Source organism: Azoarcus indigens (genome assembly GCF_004361735.1).
GTDB lineage: Bacteria > Pseudomonadota > Gammaproteobacteria > Burkholderiales > Rhodocyclaceae > Azoarcus > Azoarcus indigens.
In genome coordinates this window covers 78,797-104,068 of record NZ_SNVV01000015.1, presented here as the reverse complement: position 1 = coordinate 104,068, position 25,272 = coordinate 78,797, and the positions used below count along the sequence as shown (strand labels likewise).

Here is a 25,272-nt window from a genome sequence, read left to right as displayed (position 1 = left end):
GACAAGGAGACCGAGGCATGCTTCCTCCCCCAAGCCAGCACTCCAGCCCGCGCGGCAGCAGGCGGCGGCCGCTGCGCATCCTCACCTGGCATGTGCACGGCAACTACCTCTACTACCTCGGCCATGTGCCGCACACCTTCCTGCTGCCGGTGGATGCGGCGCGCTCCCCCGGTTACAGCGGCCGTGCCGGCGCCCTGCCGTGGGGCGACAACATGGTGGAAGTGCCGGTGGACCAACTGCGCGACACCGCCTTCGACTGCATCCTGTTCCAGTCCGCCCGCCACTACCTGGAAGACCAGTACGATCTGCTCAGCCCGGCGCAGCGCCGCCTGCCGCGCATCTTCCTGGAGCACGACACGCCGCAGCGCCACCCCACCGACACGCCGCATCCGGTGGACGACCCGGAGACGCTGCTGGTGCACGTCACCCCCTTCAACGCCCTGATGTGGGATAACGGCCGCAGCCCGGTACGGGTGGTGGAGCACGGCGTGGTGGTGCCGCCGGAGGTGCGCTGGAGCGGCGAGCTGGCGCGCGGCATCGCGGTGGTGAACAAGCTTTCGCGCCGCGGCCGCCGCCTGGGCGCGGACGTATTCCTGCAGGCCCGCGACCAGGTGGCGCTGGACCTGGTGGGCATGGACGCGGAGAGCTGCGGCGGCCTGGGCGAGGTGCCCAATCCGCAGTTGCCCGCCTTCCTCGCCCACTACCGCTTCTACTTCCACCCGGTGCGCTGGACCAGCCTGGGGCTGGCGGCCATCGAAGCCATGATGGTGGGGCTGCCGGTGGTCGGCCTCGCCACCACCGAGCTGGTGACCGTGGTGCGCAACGGCCACGAGGGCTACGTCGACACCGACCCCGCCCGGCTGGTGGAGGCCATGCGCCAGTTGCTGGCTGACCCGGCCGAAGCCGCCCGCCTGGGCGCCCAGGCCCGCCGCAGCGCGCAGGAGCGCTTCAACATCCAGCGCTTCGTCGCCGACTGGCAGGAGGTTTTCGCGGAGGTGACAGGCTGATGGCTACCCGGTCCCACCCCCGCGCACTGGTGGCCGGCGGCGCCGGCTTCCTCGGCTCCCATCTGTGCGAGCGCCTGCTGGAGCGCGGCAGCGAGGTGATCTGCGTGGACAACTTCCAGACCGGCGCCGCCGACAACGTGCAGCACCTGCTGGCCCACCCCGGCTTCTCGCTGCTGGCGCACGACGTCACCACGCCGCTGGAGGCCGAGGTGGACTGCATCTTCAACCTCGCCTGCCCCGCCTCGCCGCTGCACTACCGCGAAGACCCGGTGCAGACGGTGCGCACCAGCGTCATCGGCACCCTCAACCTGCTGGAACTGGCCCGCCGCGGCAACGCCCGCATCCTGCAAGCCTCCACCAGCGAGGTGTACGGCGATCCGGCGGAACACCCGCAGCAGGAGGGCTACCACGGCAACGTCAATCCCATCGGCCCGCGCGCCTGCTACGACGAGGGCAAGCGCTGCGCCGAAACGCTGTGCTTCGACTACCACCGCCAGCACGGGCTGCGCACCAAGGTGGCCCGCATCTTCAACACCTACGGCCCGCGCATGCGGCCGGACGATGGCCGGGTGGTCTCCAACTTCATCGTCCAGGCCCTGCGCGGCCAGCCGCTCACCCTGTACGGCGACGGCGCGCAGACCCGCTCCTTCTGCTACGTGGACGACCTCATAGAAGGCCTGCTGGGCCTGATGGATTCGCCCGACGATTTCTGCGGCCCGGTGAACCTGGGCAACCCGGCGGAATTCACCGTGGGCGAACTGGCCGAGCAGGTGCTGCGGCTCACCGGATCGTCCTCCGGCATCCGCTACCTGCCCCTGCCGGAAGACGACCCGGTGCGGCGGCAGCCGGACATCGGCCTCGCCCGCAACACCCTCGGCTGGACGCCCGCCACGCCGCTGGAAGACGGGCTGAAGCGCACCATCGCGTACTTCAACCAGGTGCTGCGGTGAGGGGGTCGGCCGCAAGCTGGGCGACAAGCCGCCCCCTCGGGGCGCCCCCTCTCCCCGCCCCCCCGCAAGGGAGGAGGGAGAAAGGCAGGCCGCCGCGCGGCTGAAACGCCGAGGCCCGGCGTTTTTCACCCCTCTCCCCTCGCGGCCCGAGGAGGGGCCGCTGCGCCAGTACAAGCGTAAACGCCCTTAAGGGCGCCGCCTCTCCCCGCCCGGGGCGGAAAAACGACCGTCCCTGCGCGGACGATCCGCTTGAACGATATGCAACGCCGGCCTCAAGGTTCAACAGGAGAACAGCCGATGGAAACCCCGCTGCTGCAGCGCCACTGCCCGCGCAACATCCTCGTCTTCCGCGCCCTGCAACTGGGCGACATGTTGTGCGCGGTGCCGGCGCTGCGGGCCTTGCGGGCGGCCTGCGGGGATGCGCGCATCAGCCTGGTCGGCCTGCCCTGGATGCGGGCTTTCGCCGCGCGCTACCCCCGCTATCTGGACGACTTCATTCCCTTCCCCGGCTTTCCGGGCTTGCCGGAGCAGACGCCGGACATCGCCGCCATTCCGGGCTTTCTTGCCGAGCTGCAGGCGCGCCGCTTCGACCTCGCCATCCAGCTGCATGGCGACGGGCGCTTGAGCAATCCATTGGTGGCGCTGTTCGATGCCGGCCGCAACGCCGGTTTCTCGCCCGGGGAGGCGGCCGCGGCAGAGGGCGCTTTTCTGCCCTACCCGGCGCAGGGCCACGAGTTGCGGCGCTTGCTGGCGCTCACCGATTTCCTCGGAGCGCCCCGCCAGGGCGAACACCTGGAGTACCCCTTGCTGGCGGCGGAGAAGGAGGAACTGGCGCGCAGCGGGCTGGCTGCCGGGCTGGAGGCCGGCGGCTACCTCTGCCTGCATCCTGGCGCCCGCTCGGCGGCGCGGCGCTGGCCGGCGGGGTGCTTCGCCGCCGTCGGTAATGCGCTGCAGGCGGCCACCGGCCTGCCCCTGGTCATCACCGGCTCGGAGGCCGAGGCCGGGCTCGCCGCCGAAGTGCAGCGCGGACTGCAGACACCGGCGCGCAACGCCGCCGCCCCGATCAGCGCCGGCGCCCTGGCCGCGCTGCTGGCCGGCGCCCGGCTGGTGGTGTGCAACGACACCGGCGTCGCCCACCTGTGCGCCGCCTTGCGCCTCCCCAGCGTCACCCTCTTCCGCGCCTCGGCGCCGGAGCGCTGGGCGGCGCTGGACCGCGATCTCCACCGCCCGGTCTGGGCCCCGCCCGGCCATCACGCCGACGACGGCCTGGCGGAGGTGCTGCGGGAAGCGCGGGCGCTGCTGGCAAAGCCGCCGTCGGCCGGATGGCGCTGAAGCCGCCCCAGCCGTGCGCCGGCCAGAGGATGGTTCCGCCCGGCCCCCTTGCCTTTCCGCAGCGGCGGATGACAAGGCAGGCCGCCGCTGCGCCGCGCCCTAGCCCGGCCCGCCGCCTGCCCGCCCGTACAACTCCGGGTTCAGCGCCGGGTCGTTGTACATCTTGAACTGGCGGTAGAGCTTGAAGCGGGCGGTGCCGCAGCGGGCCTCCCACAGCAGGCGGTCCAGGCAGTTGGCGAGGTCGCCGCGCTGTTCGATCAGCACCTCCAGCTTGGCCCGGCAACGTGCCATGTGGGCCGCGCCCGCCTCCTCGCGCGCGGCCTGCAGCCGCATGTGGTGGATTTTCAAGGCGAGGATGGAGAGGCGGTCGATGATGGCGCCGGCGGTCTCGCTGGAGAGGCGCACGTCCGGCACCTCGGCGGCCGGGCCCAGCGCCGCCAGCAGGGTCTGGTCCAGGGCTTCCACCGCATCGTTGCGGCACTGGTTGTAGCGGTCGATGTTGCGCTTGCAACTCACGATCTCCGCATCCGCCACGTCGGTGCGCCGCGCCTTGTCCTCCTCCTTCCACAGCGCGGTGTTGCAGCGATGGTTCTCGGCGATCCAGCGCCACCAGGGGCCGGCGTGCTCCGGGACGGCGGCGCTGCCATCGGCCCCGCCCAGGTAGCGGTCGTGGAAGGCGACGATGGCCGGCGTCTCCAGATCTGCATAGGCCTGCGCCACCCGCTCGCCGCCTTCCTGCGGGCTGAAGGCGGCGGCGTTGCCGGAGTGGGGACGGTCGCCGCGCCGGCGGGCGGGGCGCTGCTGGCCGTGGGGCATCTGCTGCATGGACATGGCGGATCTCCTGTTGGAAACGCTCTGCCCCGGATGCGGTGCAAAGCCGGTTCCCGCCCTGGGTTCCACCTCCGCGCCCGTCACGATGCTGCACCGCACCGCCGGCCGCCCGAGGGCGGCGCCGGCTGGCGGAAAGAATTACAGCGCGGCCGAAACGCTTACATCGCCCTCCGGCGCCATCACCTTCTCTGGCGTCATCGGCGTGCTGCGCACCCGCCGGCCGGTAGCGTGGAAGATGGCGTTGCACACCGCGGCGGCGACGCCGACGATGCCGATCTCGCCCACGCCCTTGGCGCCGATGGCGCTGACGATGCGGTCGTCCTCGTCGACGAAGATGACGTCGATGTCGCCCACGTCGGCGTTCACCGTCACGTGGTACTCGGCCAGGTTGTGGTTCATGAAGCGGCCCAGGCGATGGTCGGCGTGAGTTTCCTCGTGCAGCGCCTGGCTGATGCCCCACACCACCGCGCCGCTGACCTGGCTGCGCGCTGTCTTGGCGCTGATGATGCGGCCGGCGGCCACCGCGCTCACCACCCGCGTCACCCGCACGGTGCCGAAGGCCTCGTCCACCCTCACCTCGCAGAACACCGCCGAATGGGTGGCGCGCAGGTACTGCTTCTGTTTCAGCACCTTGGGCAGCATGAGGTACTTCTCTTCGAGGCGGGCCTCGCCGGCGGCGGCCATCACCTCTTCCACGCTCATCGCCACGCTGGGCTGGCGGCGCAGGCGCAGGCCGCCGCCGGCGAACTCGACCTCGTCGAAGCGGGCCTTGGCGAAGGGCGAGTTATCCAGCCGCCGCGCCATACGGAACAGCCGCTTCCGCAGCTTTTCGCAGACGCCGGCCACGGCCGAACCCACGGTGGCGACGTGGGAAGAGCCGCCCTCTATCGGCGCCACCGGCAGGGTGGAGTCGCCGAGCTGGAACATCACCTGCTCCAGCCGCAGGCCGAGGGCATCGGCGGCCAGGGTGCACATCGCGGTGTAGGTGCCAGTGCCGATGTCGGTGGCGGCGCTGCTGACCACCAGCCGGCCGTCCGCATGCAGCACCGCGCCGGCGCGGGCGAACATCTGCATGGCGTCCCAGGTGCCGGTGGCCATGCCCCAGCCGACCAGCTCGCTGCCTGCGCGCATGCTGCGCGGCGCCAGCGGCCGGCGCGCCCAGCCGAAGCGGCGGGCGCCCTGCTCGTAGCAGTCGCGCAGGGCCTTGCTGGAGAAGGGCAACCCCTTCATCTGGTCCTGCTCGGCATAGTTGCGCAGCCGCAGTTCCAGCGGGTCCAGGCGCAGCGCCCAGGCGAGTTCGTCCATCGCCACCTCCAGCGCGTGCACGCCGTGGGCGGCGCCGGGGGCGCGCATGTCCATCGGGCTGGACTGGTCCAGCGCCACCAGCCGGTAGAGGAGCTTGACGTTGTCGCAGGCGTAGAGCTGGCCGGACCAGTTCACCACCACCTCGACGTAGTCCTCGTAGCGCGAGGTTTCGGCGACCGCTTCGTGCACGATGGCGCGCAGGCGGCCGTCGTGGTCGGCGCCCAGCTTGATGCGCTGCAGGGTTTCCGGGCGGTGGCCGAGGGAGAACATCTGCTGGCGGGTGAGCACCACGCGCACCGAGCGCCGCAGCTGCAGCGCCGCCATCACCGCCAGCGGCAGCTGGTACTGCGGCCGCAGCCCCGAGCCGAAAGCGCCGCCGACGTAGGGGTTGCGCACGGTGACCTTGTCCTTGCCCAGGCCGAACACCCGGGAGACGTACCAGCGGCTGTTCTGCGAGCTCTGCGTCTTGTCGTAGATGGTGAGATGGCCGTCTTCACCGCGGATCACGGTGGAGGCGAACAGCTCCAGCGGGTTGTGGTGCTCCACGCCGCTGTAGTACTCGGCCTCGATGCGCACCGGCGCGGCCAGCAGCGCCGCCTCGGCGTCGCCGCGCTCGTCCGGCGGTGGCGAGAAGCCGGCCTTCAGCGGCTTGGGCTTGTGGCTGCGCGCCAGGTGCGCCATCAGATTGGTCTCATGCTGCTGCGGCAGGTAGTCCACCGCCACCAGCGAGGCGGCGTAGCGCGCCGCTTCGAAGGTTTCCGCCACCACCAGCGCCACCGGCTGGCCGCTGAAGTGGATTTCGCCGTCGTACAGCGGGCGGAAGGGGGCGCCGGCGGGGGCGGTCATGTCCTTGTAGAAGAGGTCGAAGCTGCGCATGCGCGGGCGATTCTCGTGGGTGATGATCTCCACCACCCCCGGCACCGCCAGGGCCTCCCGCAGGCGGAAGCCGGCGATGCTGCCGCGGGCGATGGTGCTGCCCACCACCACGCCGTAGGCGAGGTCGTGCGCCGGGTGTTCGGCGGCATAGCGCGCCTCGCCGGTGACCTTGGCGCGGCCATCCACCCGCGACACCGGCATGCCGACGCGGACGAAGCCGGTGCCGGCGTCGGCTACCGGCGACTGCAAATCCTGGATCAGATCGTTCACCGTTCTTCCTCCCCGCAGGCCGGGCCGGGCGTGCCGGCGGCGGCGACTTCCAGGGCGCGCACGATGGCCCGGCGCGCCATGGGAATCTTGAAGTCATTCACGCTCTCGCCACGGGCGCCGGCCAGCAGCACCGCCGCCGCGGCGGCGAAGTGGGCCGCCTCCGGCGGCTTGCCCGCCAGCACCGCTTCCGCTTCCGGCTGGCGCCAGGGCTTGTGGGCGACGCCGCCGAGGGCGAGGCGGGCGGAGACGATGCGGCCGCCCTCGTCCAGCGCCAGCGCCGCCGCCACCGACACCAGGGCGAAGGCGTAGGAGGCGCGGTCGCGCAGCTTGAGGTAGGCGGAGTGGGCGGCGTAGCGCGCCGGCGGCAGCTCGATGTGGGTGATGAGCTCGTCCGCCGCCATGGTGTTGTCGTGCTGCGGCGTGTCGCCCGGCAGGCGGTGGAAGTCGGCGAAGGCGAGCTGGCGTTCGCCGCGCGCGGAGCGCAGGTGCACCACCGCCTCCAGCGCGGCCAGCGCCACGCACATATCGGAGGGATGGGTGGCGATGCAGTGCTCGCTGGCGCCCAGGATGGCGTGCAGCCGGGTGAGGCCGCCCCGCGCCGCGCAGCCGCTGCCGGGGCTGCGCTTGTTGCAGGGCGTGCCGGTGTCGTAGAAGTAATAACAGCGGGTGCGCTGCAGCAGGTTGCCGCCGTTGCTCGCCATATTGCGTATCTGCGGCGAGGCGCCGGCCAGGATGGCAGCGCTGAGCAGCGGGTAGCGGCTGCGCACCAGCGGGTGGTAAGCGGTGTCGGCGTTGCGCGCCAGCGCGCCCAGCAGCAGCCCGCCGGCGGGCGTTTCCTCTATGCGTGCCAGCGCCAGCTGGTTGAGATCCACCAGCCGCATCGGCCGCGCGACGTTCTCCTTCATCAGGTCCAGCAGGTTGGTACCGCCGGCGAGGAAGCTGGCCGCCCCCAGGGGCGTGTTCCCGCCGGGCGCGGTGAGGGCGGCGAGCGCGTCGGCGGGGTCGCGGGCGAGGTGGTAGGCGAAGGGTGTCATGCCGGCACCGTCCCGACGATGACCGGGCGGTCGCGCTCCTCGGCGCCGGCGCTGCCGAACATCACCTCTTCCACCGCATCCACGATCTGCGGATAGGCGCCGCAGCGGCACACATTGCCGCTCATCAGCTCGCGCAGATCGTCGCGGCAGCGGGCCTGGCCCTCGTTCATCAAGCCCACCGCCGAGCAGATCTGCCCCGGCGTGCAGTAGCCGCACTGCAGCGCGTCGTGGGCGACGAAGGCGCGCTGCAGCGGGTGCAGGCGCGCACCCTCCGCCAGCCCTTCGATGGTGAGCACCTCGCGCCCCTGCTGCATCAGCGCCAGGCTGAGGCAAGCGTTGATGCGCCGGCCATCCACCAGCACCGTACAGGCGCCGCACTGCCCCTGGTCGCAGCCCTTCTTGCTGCCGGTGAGATGCAGGCGTTCGCGCAGCAGGTCGAGCAGCGTCACCCAGGACTCCACCTCCAGCTCGTAGGGCTGGCCATTGATGCGCAGGCTGAGCGGATAGCGCGGCGCCGCCTGCGCCCCCGCCCCGCCCTCGTTCCTCACCGGAATGTCCATGAACGCCACCTCCTCGCCGATAAAGCCTCCACGAGCGCCGGGAGCGGCGCCGGAAGTACGCGGGAGAACGCAGCAAGCGATATGCCCCGGGGGGCCCGGCCGGTACTTGCCGGCCTGCCGGGCGGCCGCCGCCGGAGCGGGGAAAGCGCTGCCGGGCCAGGCCCTCATCCCCGCCGCACGGCCCCGCCGGTGGGCGCGCGCAGCGCGATGTAAGCGCTGAAAGTGCGGTGAGAGCTTCCTGTACCATACCCGCGCTCCGCCCCGTCCCGTCGACGCCCGGCATGCGCTTCCTTCAATCTCAGCGGTGTCGCTTTAGTGAGCCATACCCCCGATTTCCTGCCGCAGCCCCCGGACGTGCTGGCAGCCCTGCGCGAGGCGACGGGCAGCCGGCATGCCGTGATCGACGAGGCGATGCCCCTCTCCCGGCCGGCGCCCGGGCTGGCCGATTACCGCGACCACCTGCTCCTGCTGCGTCAGTGGCTAGTGCCGCTGGAGCAGTGGCTGGCACGCCACGCCGACGGCCCCCAGGCCGAGGCGCTGCTGCCTCGCATATGGCGGCTGCCCTTGCTTGAAGCGGATCTCGCCGATGCGGCGCTGCCGTGCGGCGGGGTGGCAGCCGCGGAACCGGCGGACCTGCCGGCGCTGCGCTCCGAACCTGCGTGGCGCTGGGGCGTCTGTTATGTGATCGAGGGCTCTCAACTGGGAGGAGCGGTGCTCCATCGACGCCTGTCGGCGGCCTTGCGGCCCCATCCCCTGCGCTTCCTGCAGCCGGACGAAGCCGGCCCGGGAGCGCGCTGGCAACAGTTCATCCAGGCGCTGCGGGCGCAGGTGCGGACCGAGGCCGAACTCGCGCTCGCGTGCCAGGGCGCGCGGGACGCTTTCGACCGCCTGCTGGCGCTCGCCGCGCCCCGGGGCCGCTGACCATGGACGACATCGTGCGCTCCCGGCCCGAGCCGGACCTTTCCGCCAGCCAGATGATGATCTTCGACGTCCTGCCGGAGGCCTATCTCGTCACCAACGAGCGCTACGAGGTATTGACCGCGAACAGCCGCTACCTGGATGTCATCGGCACTTCGCTGCCGCAGATCGTCGGCAGATCGGTGTACGACATCAACCAGCATGTGCCCTACGAGCAGCGGGAGACGCGGCGGGCGTGGCTGGACTCGGTGCTGCCCTCGCTGCGACTGGGCGAGACGCGGTCCTCCCCCATCCTGCGCTACGACCTGCCGCTGGCGGAGGATGCCGCCGCCGGCCAGGTGCCGGAGCGCTACTGGCAGGCGCGCGTCAGCCGGGTAAGCAGCGGCAACGGCCTGCCGGGCACCGACCTGCTGGTGTTCTGCCTCACCGACGTGACCGAATCGGTGGATGCCTCCGAGCGCAACAAGCGCGAGCGCGCCAAGCTGCGCTCCCAGGCGCGGCTGCGGCAGGTGCTGATCGACGAAGCCAATGCCGAGTTGCGCAGCCAGCAGGCGCGGCTGCAGGAGGTGCTGACCTTCGCCCGCGTCGGCGCCTGGGAATGGGACCTGGCCAACGGCGAAATGAGCTGTACCGAGCAGTGCTACCGCAACATGGGCATTCCGCTGGGCGAGCCGCTGAACGCCCACCGCCTGTTCACCGAGCTGATCGATCCGGAGGACCGCGCCCGGGTGCATGCGGCGGTGGAGCGTTCGATCAGCTCGCACGACTACTTCGAGGTGGAGTACCGGGTGACCTGGCCGGACGGCAGCGTGCGCTGGCTGCTGGCCCGCGGCGCCCCCCACGGCCCGGCCCACGGCGCCCCCACCTCGCTGGTCGGCTTCATCCTGGACATCACCGAACGCAAGCAGGCGGAGCTGCACCACCAGGCGGTGGCCCAGGAAGAGAAGCTGGCGCGGGAGCGCAGCGAGAGCGAGGCGCGGGCGATGGACCACTTCATCACCGCGGTGAGCCACGAGTTGCGCTCGCCGCTGCACGCCATCGTGTCGTGGACCATGTTGATGCAGCGCACGTCCGACCCCAGCTATGTGGCGCGCGCGGTGCAGGTGATAGAGCGCAACACCCGCCAGCTGTCGCTGATGGTGGACGACCTCCTGGACAGCGGCGCCATCGCCACCGGCAAGCTCTCCATCACCCCGCGGCCGGTGGACCTCGGGGCGCTGGCGGGGCTGGTGGCGGAGGACATCCGCTTCAACGCGGAGGCGCGCCACATCAGGCTGATCGCTGAAGCCCTGTCGCCCTGTCTGGTGATGGCGGACGAGGGCCGCATCAAGCAGGTGATCTGGAACCTGCTGACCAATGCGATGAAGTTCGCCGACGGCGGCACCATCGAAGTCTCGGTGACCGCCGACAGCACCCACGCCGAGCTGATGGTGCGCGATACCGGCATCGGTATTCCGCCGGATGCGCTGGAGCGTATCTTCGACCGCTTCCAGCAGGCGCAGAACGGCCAGGCGGCGCGTGTCGCCGGGCTGGGGCTGGGCTTGTGGCTGGTGAAGAACCTGGTGGCGCTGCACGGCGGCACGGTGAGCGCCCACAGCGAGGGCCTGGGCCAGGGCGCGACCTTCCGGGTGAGGTTGCCGCGCTTCCGCTAGGACGGCGGGCGGTAGCGCGACCGACGCTGGCGCGGGCAGGCGGCGCTGGCGCTCAGTCCTCGAACGGCGGCGGTTCGTTCAGCACCGCCCAGAACATGCCGAGATCGGTGATCGCCGCCATGAAATCCTCCAGCTCCACCGGCTTCACCACATAGGCGTTCACCCCGAGGTCGTAGCTGCGCAGCAGGTCCCTCTCCTCGCGCGAGGAGGTGAGCATGACGATGGGGATGCGCTTGAGCCGCTCGTCCGAACGCACCGTCTGCAGCACGTCGTGGCCGTCCAGCCGCGGCAGCTTCTTGTCGAGCAGGATGACCGCCGGATTGACGTCTTCCCGGTCGGCCCATTTGCCTTCACGGCGCAGGTAGTCGAGCGCATCCACGCCGTCCCTGACGGAAACCACCGGATTGGCGATGCGCGCCTTCTCCAGGGCGATCATCGTCAGCTCTATGTCGTTGAGGTCGTCTTCCACCAAAAGTAGGGGTCGTAGCATTACTGGTTTCCGTCCTTGCTTGTGTCTTTCAGCACCGGCTTGTAGGACTGCGCGGACGACAGCGCCGCGAGCCGCGCCGCCGCTTCGTCGAGCGAGGGGTTGTGGGCGTCGGCCTCCGCCCGGTGGATGTTCGGCAGCGAGAAGTACATGGTAGCGCCCCGGCCCGGCTCACCGCGGGCCCAGGCCCTGCCCCCGTGCCGTTCGACGATGCGCCGCACGCTCGCCAGCCCGATCCCGGTGCCGGGGAACTCCTCTTCATGGTGCAGCCGCTGGAACACGCCGAACAGCTTGTCCACATAGCGCATGTCGAAGCCGACGCCGTTGTCGCCGACATGGAAAACATCCTGCCCGGCCAGTTCGCCTTCGCCGGCGCTGCGGCCGATCTCGATGCGGGCGGGCGGCTGGCCCTCGCCGCCATTGCCGCCGCCCCGGTTGGCGGTGAATTTTACTGCGTTGGCGATCAGGTTCCGCATCGCCACCTCGATCAGCAGCGGATCGGCGCTGATCTGGCCGAGCTCGCCCACCCGCCATTCGATGCGCCGCTCGATGCCGCGGGTCTCTTCGGTCGCGAGCCGGGCCACCAGCCTGTCCATGTCCACGCGCTGCACCCGCAGCGCGGTGCGGCTCATGCGGGAGAAGCCGAGCAGATCGTCCACCAGCCGGCCGCCGAAGCGCGCCTGGGTGAGGATGCGTTCGAGGAAATCCCGCCCGCGCTCGGAGAGCCGATGGGCTTCGCGCTCGCGCAGCAGATCGGTGAAGGCGGCGATATGGCGCAGCGGCGCGCGCAGGTCGTGCGACACGGTGTAGGAGAACTCTTCCAGCTCGCGGTTGACGCGGCCGAGGTCCAGCGCGAGCTGGGCCATTTCCTCCGCCCGGCGCAGCACGATGCCCAGCAGCGCGGCGCGGAAGGCCTGCACGATCTCGATCTCGGCGCCGCGCCACGGCAGCGAGCGGCCGCGCACCGTCTGCGTCCACATCTCGAAGCTGGCGCGCGGCGACAGCGAGGCCGGCTGGCCCTGCAGCTTGGCGCGCGGATCGCCCGCCCATTTGATGGTGCGCACCGTTTCCGCACGGAACCAGATCACGTAGTTGCGGAACAGGCGGGAAATGGAAACGGCGAGGATGCCGGCGCAGCCCTCGTCAGGAACGGCGCCCTCCGCGCCTGCGCCGGCGGGCGGCCAGTGGCCGGCGAGGTGGTCGGTGGCGAACACGTCCTCGGTGTGGCTATCCAGCCAGGCCACCAGCTTGCCGATCACCTCCAGCCCGGGCGCCGCGCCCATGCGTTCGATGCGGCCTTCGAACACCACCGCCGCGCCGCTCGCGCCGGTCAGCGCCATCAGCTCCTGTTCCTGGCGGGCCAGACCGTCGACGAAATCATCGGTATCGGCCAAGGCGGCCAGCAGGCGGGCCTGGCGCTCGCGCAGCTGCAGGCGGTAGGTGGCCTCGGCGTGGTCTTCCTTGGCCTCGATCTGCAGCGACAGCAACTGGGCGATGTGCTCGCAGGCGCTGCGGACCTCGAAGGTCGGCAGCATGGGCCTGGCGTTGTGGCAGGAGATCAGCCCCCACAGCCGCCCGCGCACGACGATGGACATGGACATGGAAGCCCAGGTCCCCATGTTCTTCATGTACTGCACATGAACCGGCGACACGCTGCGCAGCGAGGCGTAGGACAGGTCGGTGGGCCGGCCGGTGTGCGGATGCAGGGGCGGCACCAGCCGCGCGGGCTGGTAGTCGGCATCGGCGATCAGGCGAATGCGGTTGCGTACATAGAGGGCGCGCGCCTGCGCCGGGATGTCCGAGCCGGGAAAATGCTGGTCGATGTAGGAGTGGTAGCCGGCCTCGATTTCCTCCGCCAGCACATGGCCGGCGCCGTCCTCGTCGAAGCGGTAGACCAGGGTGCGGCCGAAGCCGGCGACGCGATGCACCTCGCCCGCCGCCAGCCGGGCGAGGCATTCCACCGTTTCGGCGCCCTGCAGGCTGTGGATGAAGGCGCGCACCAGCGGGTACAGGGAGGCGAAAACGTCGGCGGTGGCGCGCGCCGGCTCCAGTTCGACGATGGCGGCGCCCTCGTAGCGATGCACCAGCAGTGCCAGCGGCGCGTGGGCGGTACCGGAGGAAGATGCCGCGCCCGGCCCGCCTGCGGTGTCACGCGGGTCGGCTATCGTACCGGCATGGACGGGCGCGCCATCCGCCTCCAGCCCGCGCAGCGCCCTTACCGCAAGGCCGGCCGCCTCCGCGCCCAGCACCCTCTCCAAGGGCTCGCCCAGCAGGGCTTCCACCGGCGCGCCGGCGAGCGCGGCAAGGTTCTCGCTGGCCTGCACCACCCTGCCCGCCTCGTCCACCGACAGCAGGAAGCCGTGGGGCTGGATGCCGCCCGGAATGTGGATGGGCTCGCGGGAGCAGTCCGCCATGCCCGCCTCGTTGATGGCGATGGCGGCCTCGTTCGGGTCGTCGATGGAACGGCGTGGGCCGTGTGCGGCAGGGTTCATCGGGAGCGGCGCCAGGGGAGCGGGTGGGGCCCATTGTGCCACGCGGCCCCGAGCGGCCCGGGCGCGGGGACGCTTCAGGATGCAACAGGCGCGGGCCCGCGGAGAGCAGACCGCGCAGACCCGGCTGACCAGCAAGGGCACGAGGCCGAAGCCCCTTGCCCAGGCCGGAAACGCCTCCACCGGCATCGGCCGGGCGATGAAGTAGCCCTGCGCCATGTCGCAGCCCAGGCCGGCGAGCAGCTGCCAATGCCCCAGGGTCTCCACGCCTTCGGCCATCGCCTTGCAGCCAAGGTCATGGACCAGGTCGATGGTGGAACGGACGATGACGGCGGAATCCCGGTCGCGGGGCAGGGCCGCAATGAAGGACTGGTCGATCTTGATGTAGTCCACCGGCAGTTTCTGCGGGTAACTCGGCGAGAAATACCCGGTGCCGAAGTCGTCCACGTAGAGCGAAATGCCATCCTCCCGCAGGGCGTTCCCCACCCGCAGCGCACACTCGGCATCGTCCATCACCCTGCTCTCGATGATCTCCACCCCCAGCAAGCCAGGCGCCACATTCCGCTCCGCCGCGCCAGCGGCGGTAGGTGCCGAACAACGGGTCGTCGCGAAACTTGCGGGCGGAAAGGTTGATGGCGTGCCCCCCGCTCCTGCCAGCCGCGGAGCAGGTCCAGCCCTGCCCACCCCGCGCAGCAGTTCCTGCGGCGTGGCGCCGTGCCCCGGGGTAAAGCGCGATGCCGGTCTTGGAGTTGACGTCCAGCTGGATGTCGGCGAGTTAGAAGGGCTGGGCCAGGCGCCCTTCCAGTTCGGTGGCGAAAGCCATCGCGGCAGGGCCATCGGTGGCGGGGGCAAGAACGGCGAATTCGTCGCCGCGCAGGCGGGCAACCCCGGAGCCGCCCGGCGCATTCCCACGCGGGCGCTGGCGGAACTCCCGCTGGAACGGGTCGCCGTGGACGAAGCCGAGCACCGCGTTTCTCGCCCAGACGCTCGATGTTGAGCAGCAGCGCCAGTGGCTGAGGAGCGGGGAGCGCTTCCAGTGCAGCGCCGAGGGCCTCGCTTAACTCAAGGGGGTTGCGCAGGCCGGTGAGGGCGTGGTGACGCGACCTGGGGTGCAGTTCGGCCCTCGCCCTCTCCTGTTCGGCACGGGCGCGCAGGGTCCCGATGCCGAAGGCCGGCCATCGGCACTGCACCGGCTCGCGCGGCTGCTCATGAATGAGGCGGAACACCTCCTCCACCGGCCGCCCCCGCGCCAGGCTCCCGCTCCGGCTCGCGTTTCCACCGTGCTGGCCGCGCCACCGGTGTCCACGGAAACCCGCGCCGCCGCGACTTTTTTGGCGAACGGCTCCGCGCCGGCCGCGCAGACCCTAAGCCCCGCAGCGCACCCTCACCGGCTCGGTGATGGCGTGCACCGCGTGCAGCCGGCGCAGCGTGGAGATGGCGGTTTCGCTGAGGCGGTGGCCGCGGGTGAGCACCATCAGCCCGTTGGTGGTGCGGATGTCCTCATCCACGATCCAGCCGGCGACCAGGTCGCGAATGCGGACGGTGCGCTCGGTGTCGGCGTCCGGCTGGAAGCCGGCGACGGCCTTGATGATGTACTCCGGAATGCGCGGACGGCTCGCCGCCAGCGCGGTGGCCGGCGGCATCTTCCCTTGCCCCCTGCGGCTGTGCCGCTCCAGTTCCAGCGCGGCATGCAGCAGGGGGATGCCACGGATGAGTTCCAGCGCAGCGCCCTCCGGCACCTCGCCGCGCTGGTGGCGGATGATCTGGGCGACGGTTTCCATGCGCGGGATGCGCTCCACCAGCCGGCCGGCCACCTCGGGATGTTCCTTCAGCAACGTCTCCTCATCGGCGCTGAGCGGTCGCTGCTTGGCGTCGGCCTGCACGATGTCCGCCGGAATGCCGACGCAGCCGATCTGGCTCAGCGAGGCCGCCATGATGTAGATCCACTTGTCCGGCCAGTCGAGTTCCTTCAGCGCGAACTCCACGCAGTCGCGGGCAAAGGCGGCACGCTGGAAGGCCCAGGGCGCGACCATCGCAAGCAGTTCGGTGAGGGTGGCGACCGAGGCGGAGAGCGTGGTTTCCAGCAGCTGCCGCTCGGCCTGCTCCAGCTGGTACTGGCGCAGGGCCTCGGCCAGCGTCGCTTCCAGCATGTCCTGCGGGCAGGGCTTGCATAGGTAGCGGAAGATCCCGCCCTTGTTCACCGCGGCGATGGACGAGGCCACGTCCGCCTGGCCGGTCAGCAGGATGCGGACGCTGTGGGGCGCGACCTCCCGCGTCTTTGCCAGGAACTCGGCGCCGTCCATGCCCGGCATGCGCATGTCGGACAGAATGATGGCGAAAGGCCCGCTCCAGTGCACCGCGTCCAGGCCGGCAGCACCGCTGGGCGCGACGGTGACGTCGTACTTGCCGAACAGGCTGCGCTCCATCGCGGCGAGGACATTCGGCTCGTCGTCCACGCACAGGAGGCGGGCCAGGGGGGTCTCACTCATCGTTCTCTTCCTCGAGGAATTTGCTGCTCGCCGCCTGCCAGGCCGGCAGGCGGTCGAGCATGCCGGCGGCGGCCAGGTAAGCGCCGTCGGGCTGCTCGCCGCTGGCGAGCGCGGTGGCGACGTGGGTCATGCCGGTAATGCCGAACTCGGTCGGCGAATCGCATTGCGGCAGATGGTGATGGGCGACCGCACGCACGATGTCCATCGGCAGCCCCCACAGGCCGAGCAGGTAGGCGCCGACGGCGGCGTGCAGGGGTGCACCGCAGACGCAGCAGGACTCCGGGGCCGCAGTGGCCGCCGGCACCGGCGCCACCAGCAGGCCGACATGCGCCAGCAGCGCGGCGGTGGCTGCCGGCCCAGGGGTGCCGATGACGCGGGCCGCGATCTGCGAGGCGCGCAGCGCCTGGCGTTGCAGGGCATCCACCTGGCCATTGGCCGAAGCGCCGTCGAAGACCTGGGCGGCGATGACGACGCGGGTCACCACCTCCGTGCCCAGGCGGGCAACGGCGGCGGCCACGTCGGGCACCGGCTTGCCGCCGCCGAAGAAGGCGGAGTTGGACAACTGCAGCACCTTGGCGCTGAGCGCCGGATCGGCGCTGATCAGCTCTCCCACCGCGCGGGTGTTGCCCAGCGGGTCCGCCAGCATGCGGTTGAGCTCGCCGAAGATGCGGGGGGCGGAAGGCAGGCGGTTGATGCCGCCTACGGCGGCGACCACCTCGGGCGCCGAGAACATGTCGCGCAGGCGCACCGCGCTTTCGATGATGGAGAAAAGGCGGGCGTTGTCGCAGGGCTTGGCGAGGAACTGGTGGGCCACGTCCAGCATGCGGCGCATGGCTTCGACGTCGGCATGGCCGGAGAGGATGATGCGCATGCTGGCAGGCCAGCGCGCCCTCACCTGCTGCAGCAGCTCGGCGCCATCCATGAAAGGCATGCGCATGTCGGAAACGATGACGTCGGCCGGGCAGCTCTCCAGCCCGGCCAGCGCCTCCGGCCCGCTGGTGAAGAAGGCGCAGTCCCACTCGTCCTCGCGTATCGCCAGCGTTCTCTCGAAGCCGGAGAGCACCAGCGGCTCATCGTCGACGAACACTACCCGCATGCCTGCTCTCCCGCCGGCCCCTGGCGGAGCGGCAGGCGCACCACGAAGGTGGTGCCCACGCCCAGGCAGGATTCGCAGTAGATCTCTCCGTGGTGCTTGTCCACCACGGTGGAGTAAGTCAGCGCCAGCCCCTGGCCGGTGCCCTTGCCCACCGGCTTGGTGGTGAAGAAGGGGTCGAACATCCGGTTGCGGGTTTCCTCGCTCATGCCGGTGCCGTCGTCGGTGAGCCTGAGCTCCATCCAGGGGCCGACGGTTTGCGCCGAGACGAGGATGCGCCCCTTTTCCTTCACCCCTTCCTTCAGGGTGTCGCCGATGGCGTGGGCGGCATTCACGATCAGGTTCAGCAGGGCCTGGCCGACCAGGTCGCGGATGCAGGGCACCGGCGGCAGGCCCTCGGCAGGCAGCACTTCGAGGTCGGCCACATACTTCCATTCGTTGCGGGCCACGGTGGCGGTGGTGCGCACGAGGTCCAGCATGTCCACTTCTTCCATCTCGCCGGAGGAAGGATGGGAGAACTGCTTGAGCGCGGCGACGATGCTGGCGATGTGGCGCAGCCCTTCCAGCGACTGCTCCAGCGCCTCCGGGATCTGGCGGCGCATGAACTCGATGCGGCGGCCGCCGAGTTCCTTGCGCAGGACGACCAGCGCCGGGTCGGCCTCCGTCGCCGGCAGCGTGCCCAGCAGGCCGCTGGCGGTATCCAGCAGGTCCAGCAGCGTGCCGGCGGCGGATCTGACGAAGTCGATGTTGCTGGAGACGTACTGGGTGGGCGTGTTGATTTCGTGGGCGACGCCGGCCGCGAGCTGGCCGATGGACTCCATCTTCTGCGCCTGCACCAGTTGGGCCTGGGCCGACCTGAGCTCTCTCAGCGCGGTCTCCAGCTCCTGCCTTTCGGCCTCCAGCTCCGCCGTCTTGCGCGCCACCACCTGTTCCAGGGAGATGTTCTGCGTCAGCAGGGCGAAGGGCGTGTCGCGGTCGCTCTGGGCCTCCTGCATCAGGCGGCGCTTCAGCGCGGCGATGGTCTTGTCGCGGGCGGCGAGCAGGCGGGGATAGTCGGGAGCGGCATCATCCGCGGTGGCTTCCACAGGGCGGGGGTCCATGGTCAAGCTCCCAGGGCGATGCCGGTGAAGGTCTGGTTTACATGAATGCCATTGAACTGTTCGCCGTAGGTGGAGAAACCGAACACCTTGTTCTCCGCCATCAGCCGGCCTATCGCCCGGAAGTCGCCGGTGTGCTCGAACTCCAGCCGGCGCAGGATGCAGTCGCAGGCGAGGATCAGGGTGGTGCCGCCCAGGGCTTCATTCACTTTGTCCAGCGCCAGCCGCAGGGTTTCCAGCGGACTGTCGGCAACGCCCAGGGTAACGATGAGCCCTTCTTCGATGGCGCAGTAGCAGGTCAGCGATTGATCGGGATTGCAACGCAGGATGGAGCGCACATAGGTCTCCGCGCCATAGGTGAGTACCAGTGGATGCTTGGAGAAGAGTTCCGGCCCGAGCGCAGCCACCGACCGGTTCAGGGCCTGGGCGTAGGCGAGCGCCGCCGGCTCGCCATTCATCTCGTAGATGATGCGCTGCTCCGGATCTGCCGCGGTGATGACGAATTCGGTGTCGCTGGGACGGAAGTGCTGGACCTTGAAGGGCAGGATGGCGGCGTCGGTGTCTATCAGCGCGAACACGGCCGCACCGGAGAGGAAATGGCCATCGCCGTCATAGACGGCGGTGCCCTCGAACTTCAGGTCATCGCCGGCGGAGCCGCCGATGATGGGCACGTTGTCCAGCGCCTGGTAGAGGCTGGCGGTAACCCGCTCCTCCAGCATGGAGAGTCCGTCGATCAGCAGCAATCCGAACCGGTTGCGGCCACCTTCCCCGCTGGCTGCGCGGGCCTTGGTCGTGCTGGCGATGGCGACCGCCTGCGCCGCATGGTCGGCCAGCGGAGAGATGGGAAAGAGCTGGACATGGAAGTTGCCGCTGATGCCGATGCCGACCAGGCCTGCGCGTTCGAAGCCGCCCAGGCCGATCTGGCCGGACGAGGTACAGGCGATGACCGGGCAAGGGAAAGCCTGCTTCAGCGCTCCGCCGAGTTCGGCGAGGTCGTACTGGGAAGCGCAGAAGATGATTGCCGCCTGCAGCGCGGCGGCGTCGAGCTGCCGTGCCAGCTCGGCAACCGCCTCTGCCGGCGCGGCCTGGCTGGTCTTTCCGTATTGCACGCGTATGGGCACGAGACCTCCCCTCCTCCTGGCCTTGCCGTGGCGGCGCGCTGTGCGCCTTCCGGCGGGTGGAAATGGCTTGCACCGGGGTGCAGCCTCCTGTTCTTCCACGGCTCGTGAATACCGGCCGTTCTTCTATTCCTAGGGGGTAATCCTGCTCCTTTCAAGCGCCGCCAATCCGGCAGTAATTCACGCTGCCCGCCAGGGAGAAGCGCCTGCTCGCACGACTGGCTTCGCTCAGTCGGGCCCCGGCGCGGCGGCGTGTACCTGGAAGCGGTTCTTGCCTGCCTGCTTGGCGGCGTACATGGCCTGGTCGGAGAGGCGGAGCAATACGTCCGGGTCGGTGCCATGCTGCGGATAAAGGGCGATGCCGATGCTGCCGGAGACATTGCAGGCCTGGGTGCCGAGTTCGATGGGGGCGGCGACCGCCTCCAGCACGCGACCGATCACATGCTCGCACTCCTGCAGGCCGCCTATGCTGCCGAGCAGGAGCACGAACTCGTCGCCGCCCAGGCGCGACACGGTGTCGCCAGCGCGCACGCAGTCCTTGAGGCGGTGGGAGATCTCGATCAGCAGCACGTCGCCGGCCTCGTGGCCGAGTTCGTCGTTCACCGCCTTGAAGCCATCCAGGTCCAGGTAACACACCGCGACCAGGCTGCCGGAGCGGCTGGCCTGCGCCAGCGTCTGGTGCAGGCGGTCGGCCAGCAGGGCGCGGTTGGGCAGCTTGGTGAGCGGGTCGTAGTGGGCGAGGAATTCCAGCTGCTCGCGCTGGTTGATCACACAGGTGATGTCGGTGAAAGTGCCGATGTAGTGGCTGACCTCGCCCTGCTGGTCGCTCACCGCCGAAATGGTGAGGCGCTCGGCGTAGGCGGAGCCGTCGCGGCGGCGGTTCCACAGTTCGCCCTCCCAGTGGCCCTGGGTGCGTATGGCCTGCCACATGGCTTCGTAGAAGGCATGCGCCTGGCGCCCGGAGGCGAGGATGTTGGGTTTTTGCCCCAGCACCGCTTCCCGGGAATAGCCGGTGATCTCGGTGAAGGTGGGATTGACGTCGATGATGGCGCAGTTGGCATCGCAGATCATGATGCCCTCGTGCGCATGGGTGAAGACGTTGGCCGCCAGCCTCAGTTGCGACTCGGCGCGCTTGCGCAGGGTCACGTCGCGGGTCACGCCCAGCACCGCGGTGATGACGCCGTTGGCGTCGCGCAGCGGGGCGGCATGGGTATCCATCCAGCGCACGGTGCCGGCCTTGCCGACGATCATGAACTCCAGGGTGGCCGATTCGCCCTCGAACACCCGCTGGCACAGCTCAGCATAGGCGGCCCGGTGCTCGGGGACGATGAAGTTCATCGCGCCGAAGGTGTTGGCCTCCTCCAGGCTGCCGATTTCCAGTACCTCCATGGCGGCCCGGTTCATCTCCACGTAGGCACCGTCGCGCCGGCGGATGCTCACCGCTTCCGGTTCGTTGTCGATGATGGTCTGCAGCCGGGCCTGGCTGGCGGCCAGTTCCCTGGCCGCGTGCTCGCGCTCTATCGTGGAGCCCATCCACCGCGCCAGCAGCGCGACGAACTCGATGTCGCCTTCATCGAATCCGCGCGCATAGCTGTGGGGCGAGCTGAAACTGACGGTGCCGAACACCTTGCCGCCCACCTGTATGACCGCGCCGATGTAGGCCTCCATTTGTAAGGTCTGGTAGCTGGGGTGGCGGCGGTAGAGCGAGTTGCCCATCTCGGCGATCGCGACCACCCGCATCTCGCTCAGGGTGATGTCGCAACAGGTTTGCCCCAGTTCGAAATCCTGTCCTTCCCGCAGCTCGCCGTGGGGCGAGACCTCGCTGAGGATGGTGTAGCGCCGTTCGCTCACCTGGCTGACGATGCCGAAGGGCAGTTCGAGCTGCGCGCTGGCGATGGCAAGCGCCTGCCGCAGCTGGGTGGCGAGCGGCAGATGGGAGAGCGCGGCAACCTCGTTGAGCTTGGCCAGGCTCTCGCGCTGGCGTCGCCCGGCAGCCTCGATGCGCTTGCGGTCGCTGATGTCGCGTGCGCTGACGAAGCGCAGGTAGCTACCCTGGAAGGCCACCGGCGTCAGCAGGATCTCGACCGGGAAACAGGAGCCATCGCGCCGCCGGTGGGTGGATTCGAAGGGCGCGAGGCGGCCGGTCTGGTCCGCCGGCAGGGGCTGCACCCGGCGCCCGTCCGAGTACGCCGGATCGACATCGCCCACGCCCATCTGCAGCAGTTCCTCCTCGCTGTATCCCAACTGCTCGCAGGCCATGCGGTTTACGTAAAGGAAGCGGCCCCGCTCATCGACCAGGAAGGTGGCGTCGTTGGCGTTGTCGCTGAAAAAGCGGAATTTCTGCAGCTCGTTCTCGAAGCGCTTGCGCTCGGTGATGTCGCGCTCGCAGGTGAATGCCAGCCACTGCCCCTTGACCAGCAAGGCGGTGGAGTTGATCTCAAGCGGAACGCAAGTGCCATCCTTGCGCCTGTGCTCGGTCTCGAACGGCGGCATGCGGGTGCGCTTGCCCTGTTCGAAGTGGGCCACCACCCGCGCAAGGTCATAGTGGGGGTCGATGTCGGGCACGCTCATCCGTAGCAGTTCCGCCTCGGTGTAGCCCAGCTGCTCGCAGGTCATGCGGTTCACGTAGAGGATGCGCCCCTGCTCGTTCACCAGCATGTAGCCGTCGTTGGCGTTGTCGTTGAAGAACTTGAACTTCTGCAGTTCGTCCTCGACCTGGGTGCGCTCGGTTACATCGTGGAGGATCGCGTAGATGCGGGCGCGGTCGCCGGTGCCCACCAGGCCAGCGTAGATTTCCACCTCCCGCTCTGCGCCGGAGGCAAGCCGGTGCCTGGCCTTGAGGGACCAGCCAGTGCCGGCAGCGGCGTTGGCGGCCATGCAGCGGTCGAATTCATCCGCGTCGGTGCCGATCTCGCGCAGGCTGCTGCCCAGCAGGCGGGAACGGGGATAGCCGTAGAAATCGCAAGCGGCCTGGTTGGCATCGAGGATGCGGCCGTCGCGGGGATCGAAGACCAGCTTGATGGCGTGGTTGCTCTCGAAGATCTGCCGCAGCCGGCTTTCGCTGGCCTGCAGTTCTCCCAGCAGAACGGTAATGAGCACGGTGGTGATGGAGGCGGCGGCCATGTAGCCCCATAGCATCGCCAGGCTGGCATGCAGATCGCCGTTGTGGAAAGGGCCGCCGCCATGAGCCGTTGCCCACACCGCCTGGGCGGAGAGCAGCAGGGCCGCAGTGGAAGCCAGGCCGGTGCCGCCGCGGATGGCGATCCACATCAGCAACAGGAAGGGCAGGAACATCAGCGGCGTGGCCGCCGAAGTCAGCAGGTGCCCATCGAACACCAGGCCGCCGATCAACAAGGTCATCAGCAGCGCGCAGCCCAGTTCCACGCCGCGCCGGCCATGGAACAGCGTGCGCCATTGCTGGCGCCCCACGGTGAGCAACGGCACGCCGAGCACCAGGGCTCCCATGGCGTCGCCCAGCCACCAGGTAGTCCAGGCGGAGAGCATGTTCTCCGTGGGCAGGATGCCCGCCAGCCGCAGGCTGAGCACTCCGTTGCTGGCGCTGAGCGCCATCCCGCCGGCCACGCCGATGGCAAGAAAGTGGAGCAGATCCCGACGCCGCGGAATCGCCGGATCGAAGCCCCGCTTCTGCAGCAGGCTGGCCGCCACCCAAGGCCCCAGGGTGTTGCCGCCGGCAATCGCAAAGGCAAGCCAGGGCGGACTGCCGATATCGAGATTGACGGCGAAAGCAGCCAGCCACACCGCCGGCCAGAGCGAGCGCTGCCAGCCGAGGAAGGCCGCGAGGGCGATACCGGTGGGCGGCCAGATCAGCGTGATGTGGGAACCGACGAAGGGCACCGACAGCCCAAGCTGCCCCCCAAGGTAATAGGCCAGGGCAACGCTGACGAAACGGAATATCCAGCGCGGACTGAGAGGGCAAGCAAGCATGGGGGCAGGAAGGACGGCCCGCCGGTGGCAATGCCGTCTTGAGTTCTGGTTGTACTTATCGGCGAGCCTCTCTGTGCAGTCTCACCGTCGCCGGTAAATCCTGTAGTCAGGTCATCTACGGCATGCCGCAGATATTAATTAATTAATTCGTTGGTAATAGTGCATTTACTCACGGCCCAGCCTGTTGCACTACGGGCGGCTACCCATTCCCGTTGTCATCGCCTGCCTCCGAGTATGCAGCCCCGCCGCGGCGGGGGAAGCCGGGGAAGACTGTGCGAATACCTGCCTTTGGTTATACGTCCGCCCGGACCGGCGGAGCATTGTTCCCGATCAATGCCGCGCGGCTCTTCCGGCCTCCGCCTTGCGCGGGGGGCGTGCCGCAGTCCAGGGCGGGCCGGCGTGCGGGCGCCGCGTCGGCCACCACTCCGGCTTGCCCGGCCCGTCCGCATGCTGCCGAGGTGGTTGCGCAGGAGCGCGACGAAGCGGGCGACCTTGGCGGGGAACTTGACGTCGCCGCCTGGCTACCCGCCATCGTTCTGGCGCAGTGCAATGCGCTGCGGCTGCGCCAGTTCTCTGGAGTGGGCCGGCCCTCCCGCAGCGTCGCAGCGCTCCTCACCCGCCGTCCTTTACGGACCTCCCCCTCGCCGCCCGTGTCAGGCTGCCTACGCTAGCCGCCCGATGTGCGCCAACGGATGGGGAATGCCGCCATCGCCGTAGCTGCCGACCACCTGGGCGATCACCACCTGATATCCCTTGAGCCACTCGCCCTGGCGCCGCTTCGCCTCCAGATGCGCGGGATGGGTCATCAACTGCTGCAGCGCCTCCATGCTTTCCCAGTAGTACACATTGGAAACGAGCCCGCTCACCGGATTCTCCCAGGCCTCCTCGCCCAGATAGCCGGGGATGGCTTTCGCCGCTTCGGCAATGACCTTGTCCAGGGCATGGAAGGCCTCGTCGAAATGACCGGCAGCGAAGGTGAAGGTGGATGTATACATGGAGCGCCCAAAGCCTGCAGGAAACCGGTCGGGCCGCCGATCCACTCGGGCGGGAATTCCGCCCGACCGCGAAAGAAAAGCCTGCGTCGCTGCAGGCCTCTGCTTTTTTGTTGGTGGCGGTACCGGAAGCCGGCCCGCGGGGAAAAAAGCTGCGGAGTCTAGCCGGAGCCATGCGGGGCGGCAATGGCGGGCCGCGGCTTTTCCACGCTCCGAAGCCCGCATCGTCTTCCTGGGGCAATTAGGCGGAAATGTGCTCCGCGGACTCAAAGAGGCGGCAGGAGATGATCAGTCCCGCCCAGGAGCGCCACCACACCCATGCTGCCCGCGATGGACACGCCGGCAAGCTTCCCGCCACCAGGATGGGCCTGCCATGCGCAGGGTCTGGTTCGCGATTCAGGACAGGTCGGACAGACCGGCAATAGCCGCGAGCAGACTGCCCTCGACGGCGATGATTGCGATACGCATGCGCGCTTCACGGCGGAGTGGCGGATTTTCCATGGAGTCAGTCCGACTTCGCAGAAACACCGCACCGAGTACGTCCCACTTCAGATCGATGTCTCACCGGATGGCGAGAACGATCTGACACCTGCCCCGGCGTAACACCAGCTTCACGACAAAAAGGCTTGCATTGCTGCAAGCCTTTGATTTTTCTGGTGCCCCCGGCAGGAATCGAACCCGCGACCTTCGGTTTACAAAACCGTTGCTCTACCAACTGAGCTACAAGGGCGACGCCATTTACGGCGGGGGCGGATTATAGCCCAAGACAGCAGAAAACCGCCTGCCGCCATTCAGCACTTCCCATACAGCAAATTTACTGTATAAAA

19 protein-coding genes and 1 tRNA gene are annotated in these 25,272 nt (G+C 69.3%); 6 read left to right on the top strand and 14 right to left on the bottom strand.

Annotated features, from left to right (window positions below):
- Positions 1-17 precede the first annotated feature (17 nt).
- The 3 genes from C7389_RS16725 (at position 18) to C7389_RS16715 (ending at position 3,289) form a co-directional block, all read left to right on the top strand.
- Complete coding sequence (locus C7389_RS16725) at positions 18-1,007, top strand: glycosyltransferase (RefSeq protein ID WP_133593562.1); 990 nt, start codon at positions 18-20, stop codon at positions 1,005-1,007.
- Positions 1,007-1,957, top strand: a complete 951-nt coding sequence (locus C7389_RS16720; protein WP_133593560.1) for a UDP-glucuronic acid decarboxylase family protein — start codon at positions 1,007-1,009, stop codon at positions 1,955-1,957. The genes C7389_RS16725 and C7389_RS16720 overlap by 1 nt, the downstream gene beginning before the upstream one ends.
- 297 nt (positions 1,958-2,254) lie before the next feature.
- Complete coding sequence (locus tag C7389_RS16715) at positions 2,255-3,289, top strand: glycosyltransferase family 9 protein (RefSeq protein WP_133593558.1); 1,035 nt, start codon at positions 2,255-2,257, stop codon at positions 3,287-3,289.
- A gap of 99 nt (positions 3,290-3,388) precedes the next feature.
- On the opposite strand, the gene C7389_RS16710 is transcribed toward C7389_RS16715, so the two are convergent.
- From C7389_RS16710 to C7389_RS16695, 4 genes are all read right to left on the bottom strand, one after another.
- Positions 3,389-4,120, bottom strand: a complete 732-nt coding sequence (locus C7389_RS16710; RefSeq protein WP_246034825.1) for a DUF4254 domain-containing protein — start codon at positions 4,118-4,120, stop codon at positions 3,389-3,391.
- A gap of 138 nt (positions 4,121-4,258) precedes the next feature.
- Complete coding sequence (locus tag C7389_RS16705) at positions 4,259-6,571, bottom strand: xanthine dehydrogenase family protein molybdopterin-binding subunit (protein ID WP_211342521.1); 2,313 nt, start codon at positions 6,569-6,571, stop codon at positions 4,259-4,261.
- Positions 6,568-7,605, bottom strand: a complete 1,038-nt coding sequence (locus tag C7389_RS16700; protein WP_133593556.1) for an FAD binding domain-containing protein — start codon at positions 7,603-7,605, stop codon at positions 6,568-6,570. The genes C7389_RS16705 and C7389_RS16700 overlap by 4 nt, the downstream gene beginning before the upstream one ends.
- Entirely contained in the window at positions 7,602-8,165 is a 564-nt protein-coding gene (locus C7389_RS16695; RefSeq protein ID WP_133593554.1) for a (2Fe-2S)-binding protein, read from the bottom strand. The genes C7389_RS16700 and C7389_RS16695 overlap by 4 nt, the downstream gene beginning before the upstream one ends.
- 315 nt (positions 8,166-8,480) lie before the next feature.
- Between C7389_RS16695 and C7389_RS16690 the strand changes: the two genes are divergently transcribed.
- Together C7389_RS16690 and C7389_RS16685 are read left to right on the top strand one after the other, a co-directional pair.
- Positions 8,481-9,086 (top strand): biliverdin-producing heme oxygenase, encoded by a 606-nt coding sequence (locus C7389_RS16690; RefSeq protein ID WP_133593552.1) that lies wholly within the window; start codon positions 8,481-8,483, stop codon positions 9,084-9,086.
- A gap of 2 nt (positions 9,087-9,088) precedes the next feature.
- On the top strand, positions 9,089-10,735 hold the full coding sequence (locus C7389_RS16685) for a sensor histidine kinase (protein ID WP_211168235.1): 1,647 nt from the start codon (positions 9,089-9,091) through the stop codon (positions 10,733-10,735).
- Positions 10,736-10,787: 52 nt separating this feature from the next.
- Here the strand turns inward: C7389_RS16685 and C7389_RS16680 are convergent, their stop codons facing one another.
- From C7389_RS16680 to C7389_RS16640, 9 genes are all read right to left on the bottom strand, one after another.
- The gene (locus C7389_RS16680; protein WP_133593550.1) at positions 10,788-11,225 is read right to left on the bottom strand and encodes a response regulator; all 438 of its coding nucleotides are present in this window, start codon (positions 11,223-11,225) and stop codon (positions 10,788-10,790) included.
- Positions 11,225-14,269, bottom strand: coding sequence for an EAL domain-containing protein (locus tag C7389_RS16675; RefSeq protein WP_246034823.1), 3,045 nt, complete (start codon positions 14,267-14,269; stop codon positions 11,225-11,227). Before C7389_RS16675 ends, C7389_RS16680 begins: the two co-directional genes overlap by 1 nt.
- Positions 14,270-14,486: 217 nt before the next feature.
- On the bottom strand, positions 14,487-14,678 hold the full coding sequence (locus C7389_RS25505) for a nucleotidyl cyclase domain-containing protein (RefSeq protein ID WP_162851769.1): 192 nt from the start codon (positions 14,676-14,678) through the stop codon (positions 14,487-14,489).
- A gap of 397 nt (positions 14,679-15,075) precedes the next feature.
- The gene (locus C7389_RS16665; RefSeq protein WP_133593548.1) at positions 15,076-16,200 is read right to left on the bottom strand and encodes a response regulator; all 1,125 of its coding nucleotides are present in this window, start codon (positions 16,198-16,200) and stop codon (positions 15,076-15,078) included.
- Complete coding sequence (locus C7389_RS16660) at positions 16,193-17,296, bottom strand: HDOD domain-containing protein (RefSeq protein ID WP_133593546.1); 1,104 nt, start codon at positions 17,294-17,296, stop codon at positions 16,193-16,195. Before C7389_RS16660 ends, C7389_RS16665 begins: the two co-directional genes overlap by 8 nt.
- Positions 17,287-18,393 carry a sensor histidine kinase gene (locus tag C7389_RS16655; protein ID WP_133593544.1) on the bottom strand — a complete coding sequence of 369 codons (1,107 nt, stop codon included), beginning with the start codon at positions 18,391-18,393 and terminating at the stop codon, positions 17,287-17,289. The genes C7389_RS16660 and C7389_RS16655 overlap by 10 nt, the downstream gene beginning before the upstream one ends.
- 2 nt (positions 18,394-18,395) lie before the next feature.
- Complete coding sequence (locus C7389_RS16650; protein ID WP_133593542.1) at positions 18,396-19,511, bottom strand: FIST N-terminal domain-containing protein; 1,116 nt, start codon at positions 19,509-19,511, stop codon at positions 18,396-18,398.
- Between the two features lie 225 nt (positions 19,512-19,736).
- Positions 19,737-23,453: a PAS domain S-box protein gene (locus tag C7389_RS16645; RefSeq protein WP_133593540.1), complete on the bottom strand. Its 3,717-nt coding sequence runs from the start codon at positions 23,451-23,453 to the stop codon at positions 19,737-19,739.
- Between the two features lie 662 nt (positions 23,454-24,115).
- Positions 24,116-24,448 carry an antibiotic biosynthesis monooxygenase family protein gene (locus C7389_RS16640; RefSeq protein ID WP_133593538.1) on the bottom strand — a complete coding sequence of 111 codons (333 nt, stop codon included), beginning with the start codon at positions 24,446-24,448 and terminating at the stop codon, positions 24,116-24,118.
- A 315-nt stretch (positions 24,449-24,763) separates the two neighbouring features.
- Between C7389_RS16640 and C7389_RS24915 the strand changes: the two genes are divergently transcribed.
- Positions 24,764-25,048 (top strand): hypothetical protein, encoded by a 285-nt coding sequence (locus C7389_RS24915; protein ID WP_162851768.1) that lies wholly within the window; start codon positions 24,764-24,766, stop codon positions 25,046-25,048.
- Positions 25,049-25,099: 51 nt separating this feature from the next.
- On the opposite strand, the gene C7389_RS16635 is transcribed toward C7389_RS24915, so the two are convergent.
- Positions 25,100-25,175: transfer RNA gene (locus tag C7389_RS16635), tRNA-Thr, on the bottom strand.
- Between the last annotated feature and the right edge of the window lie 97 nt (positions 25,176-25,272).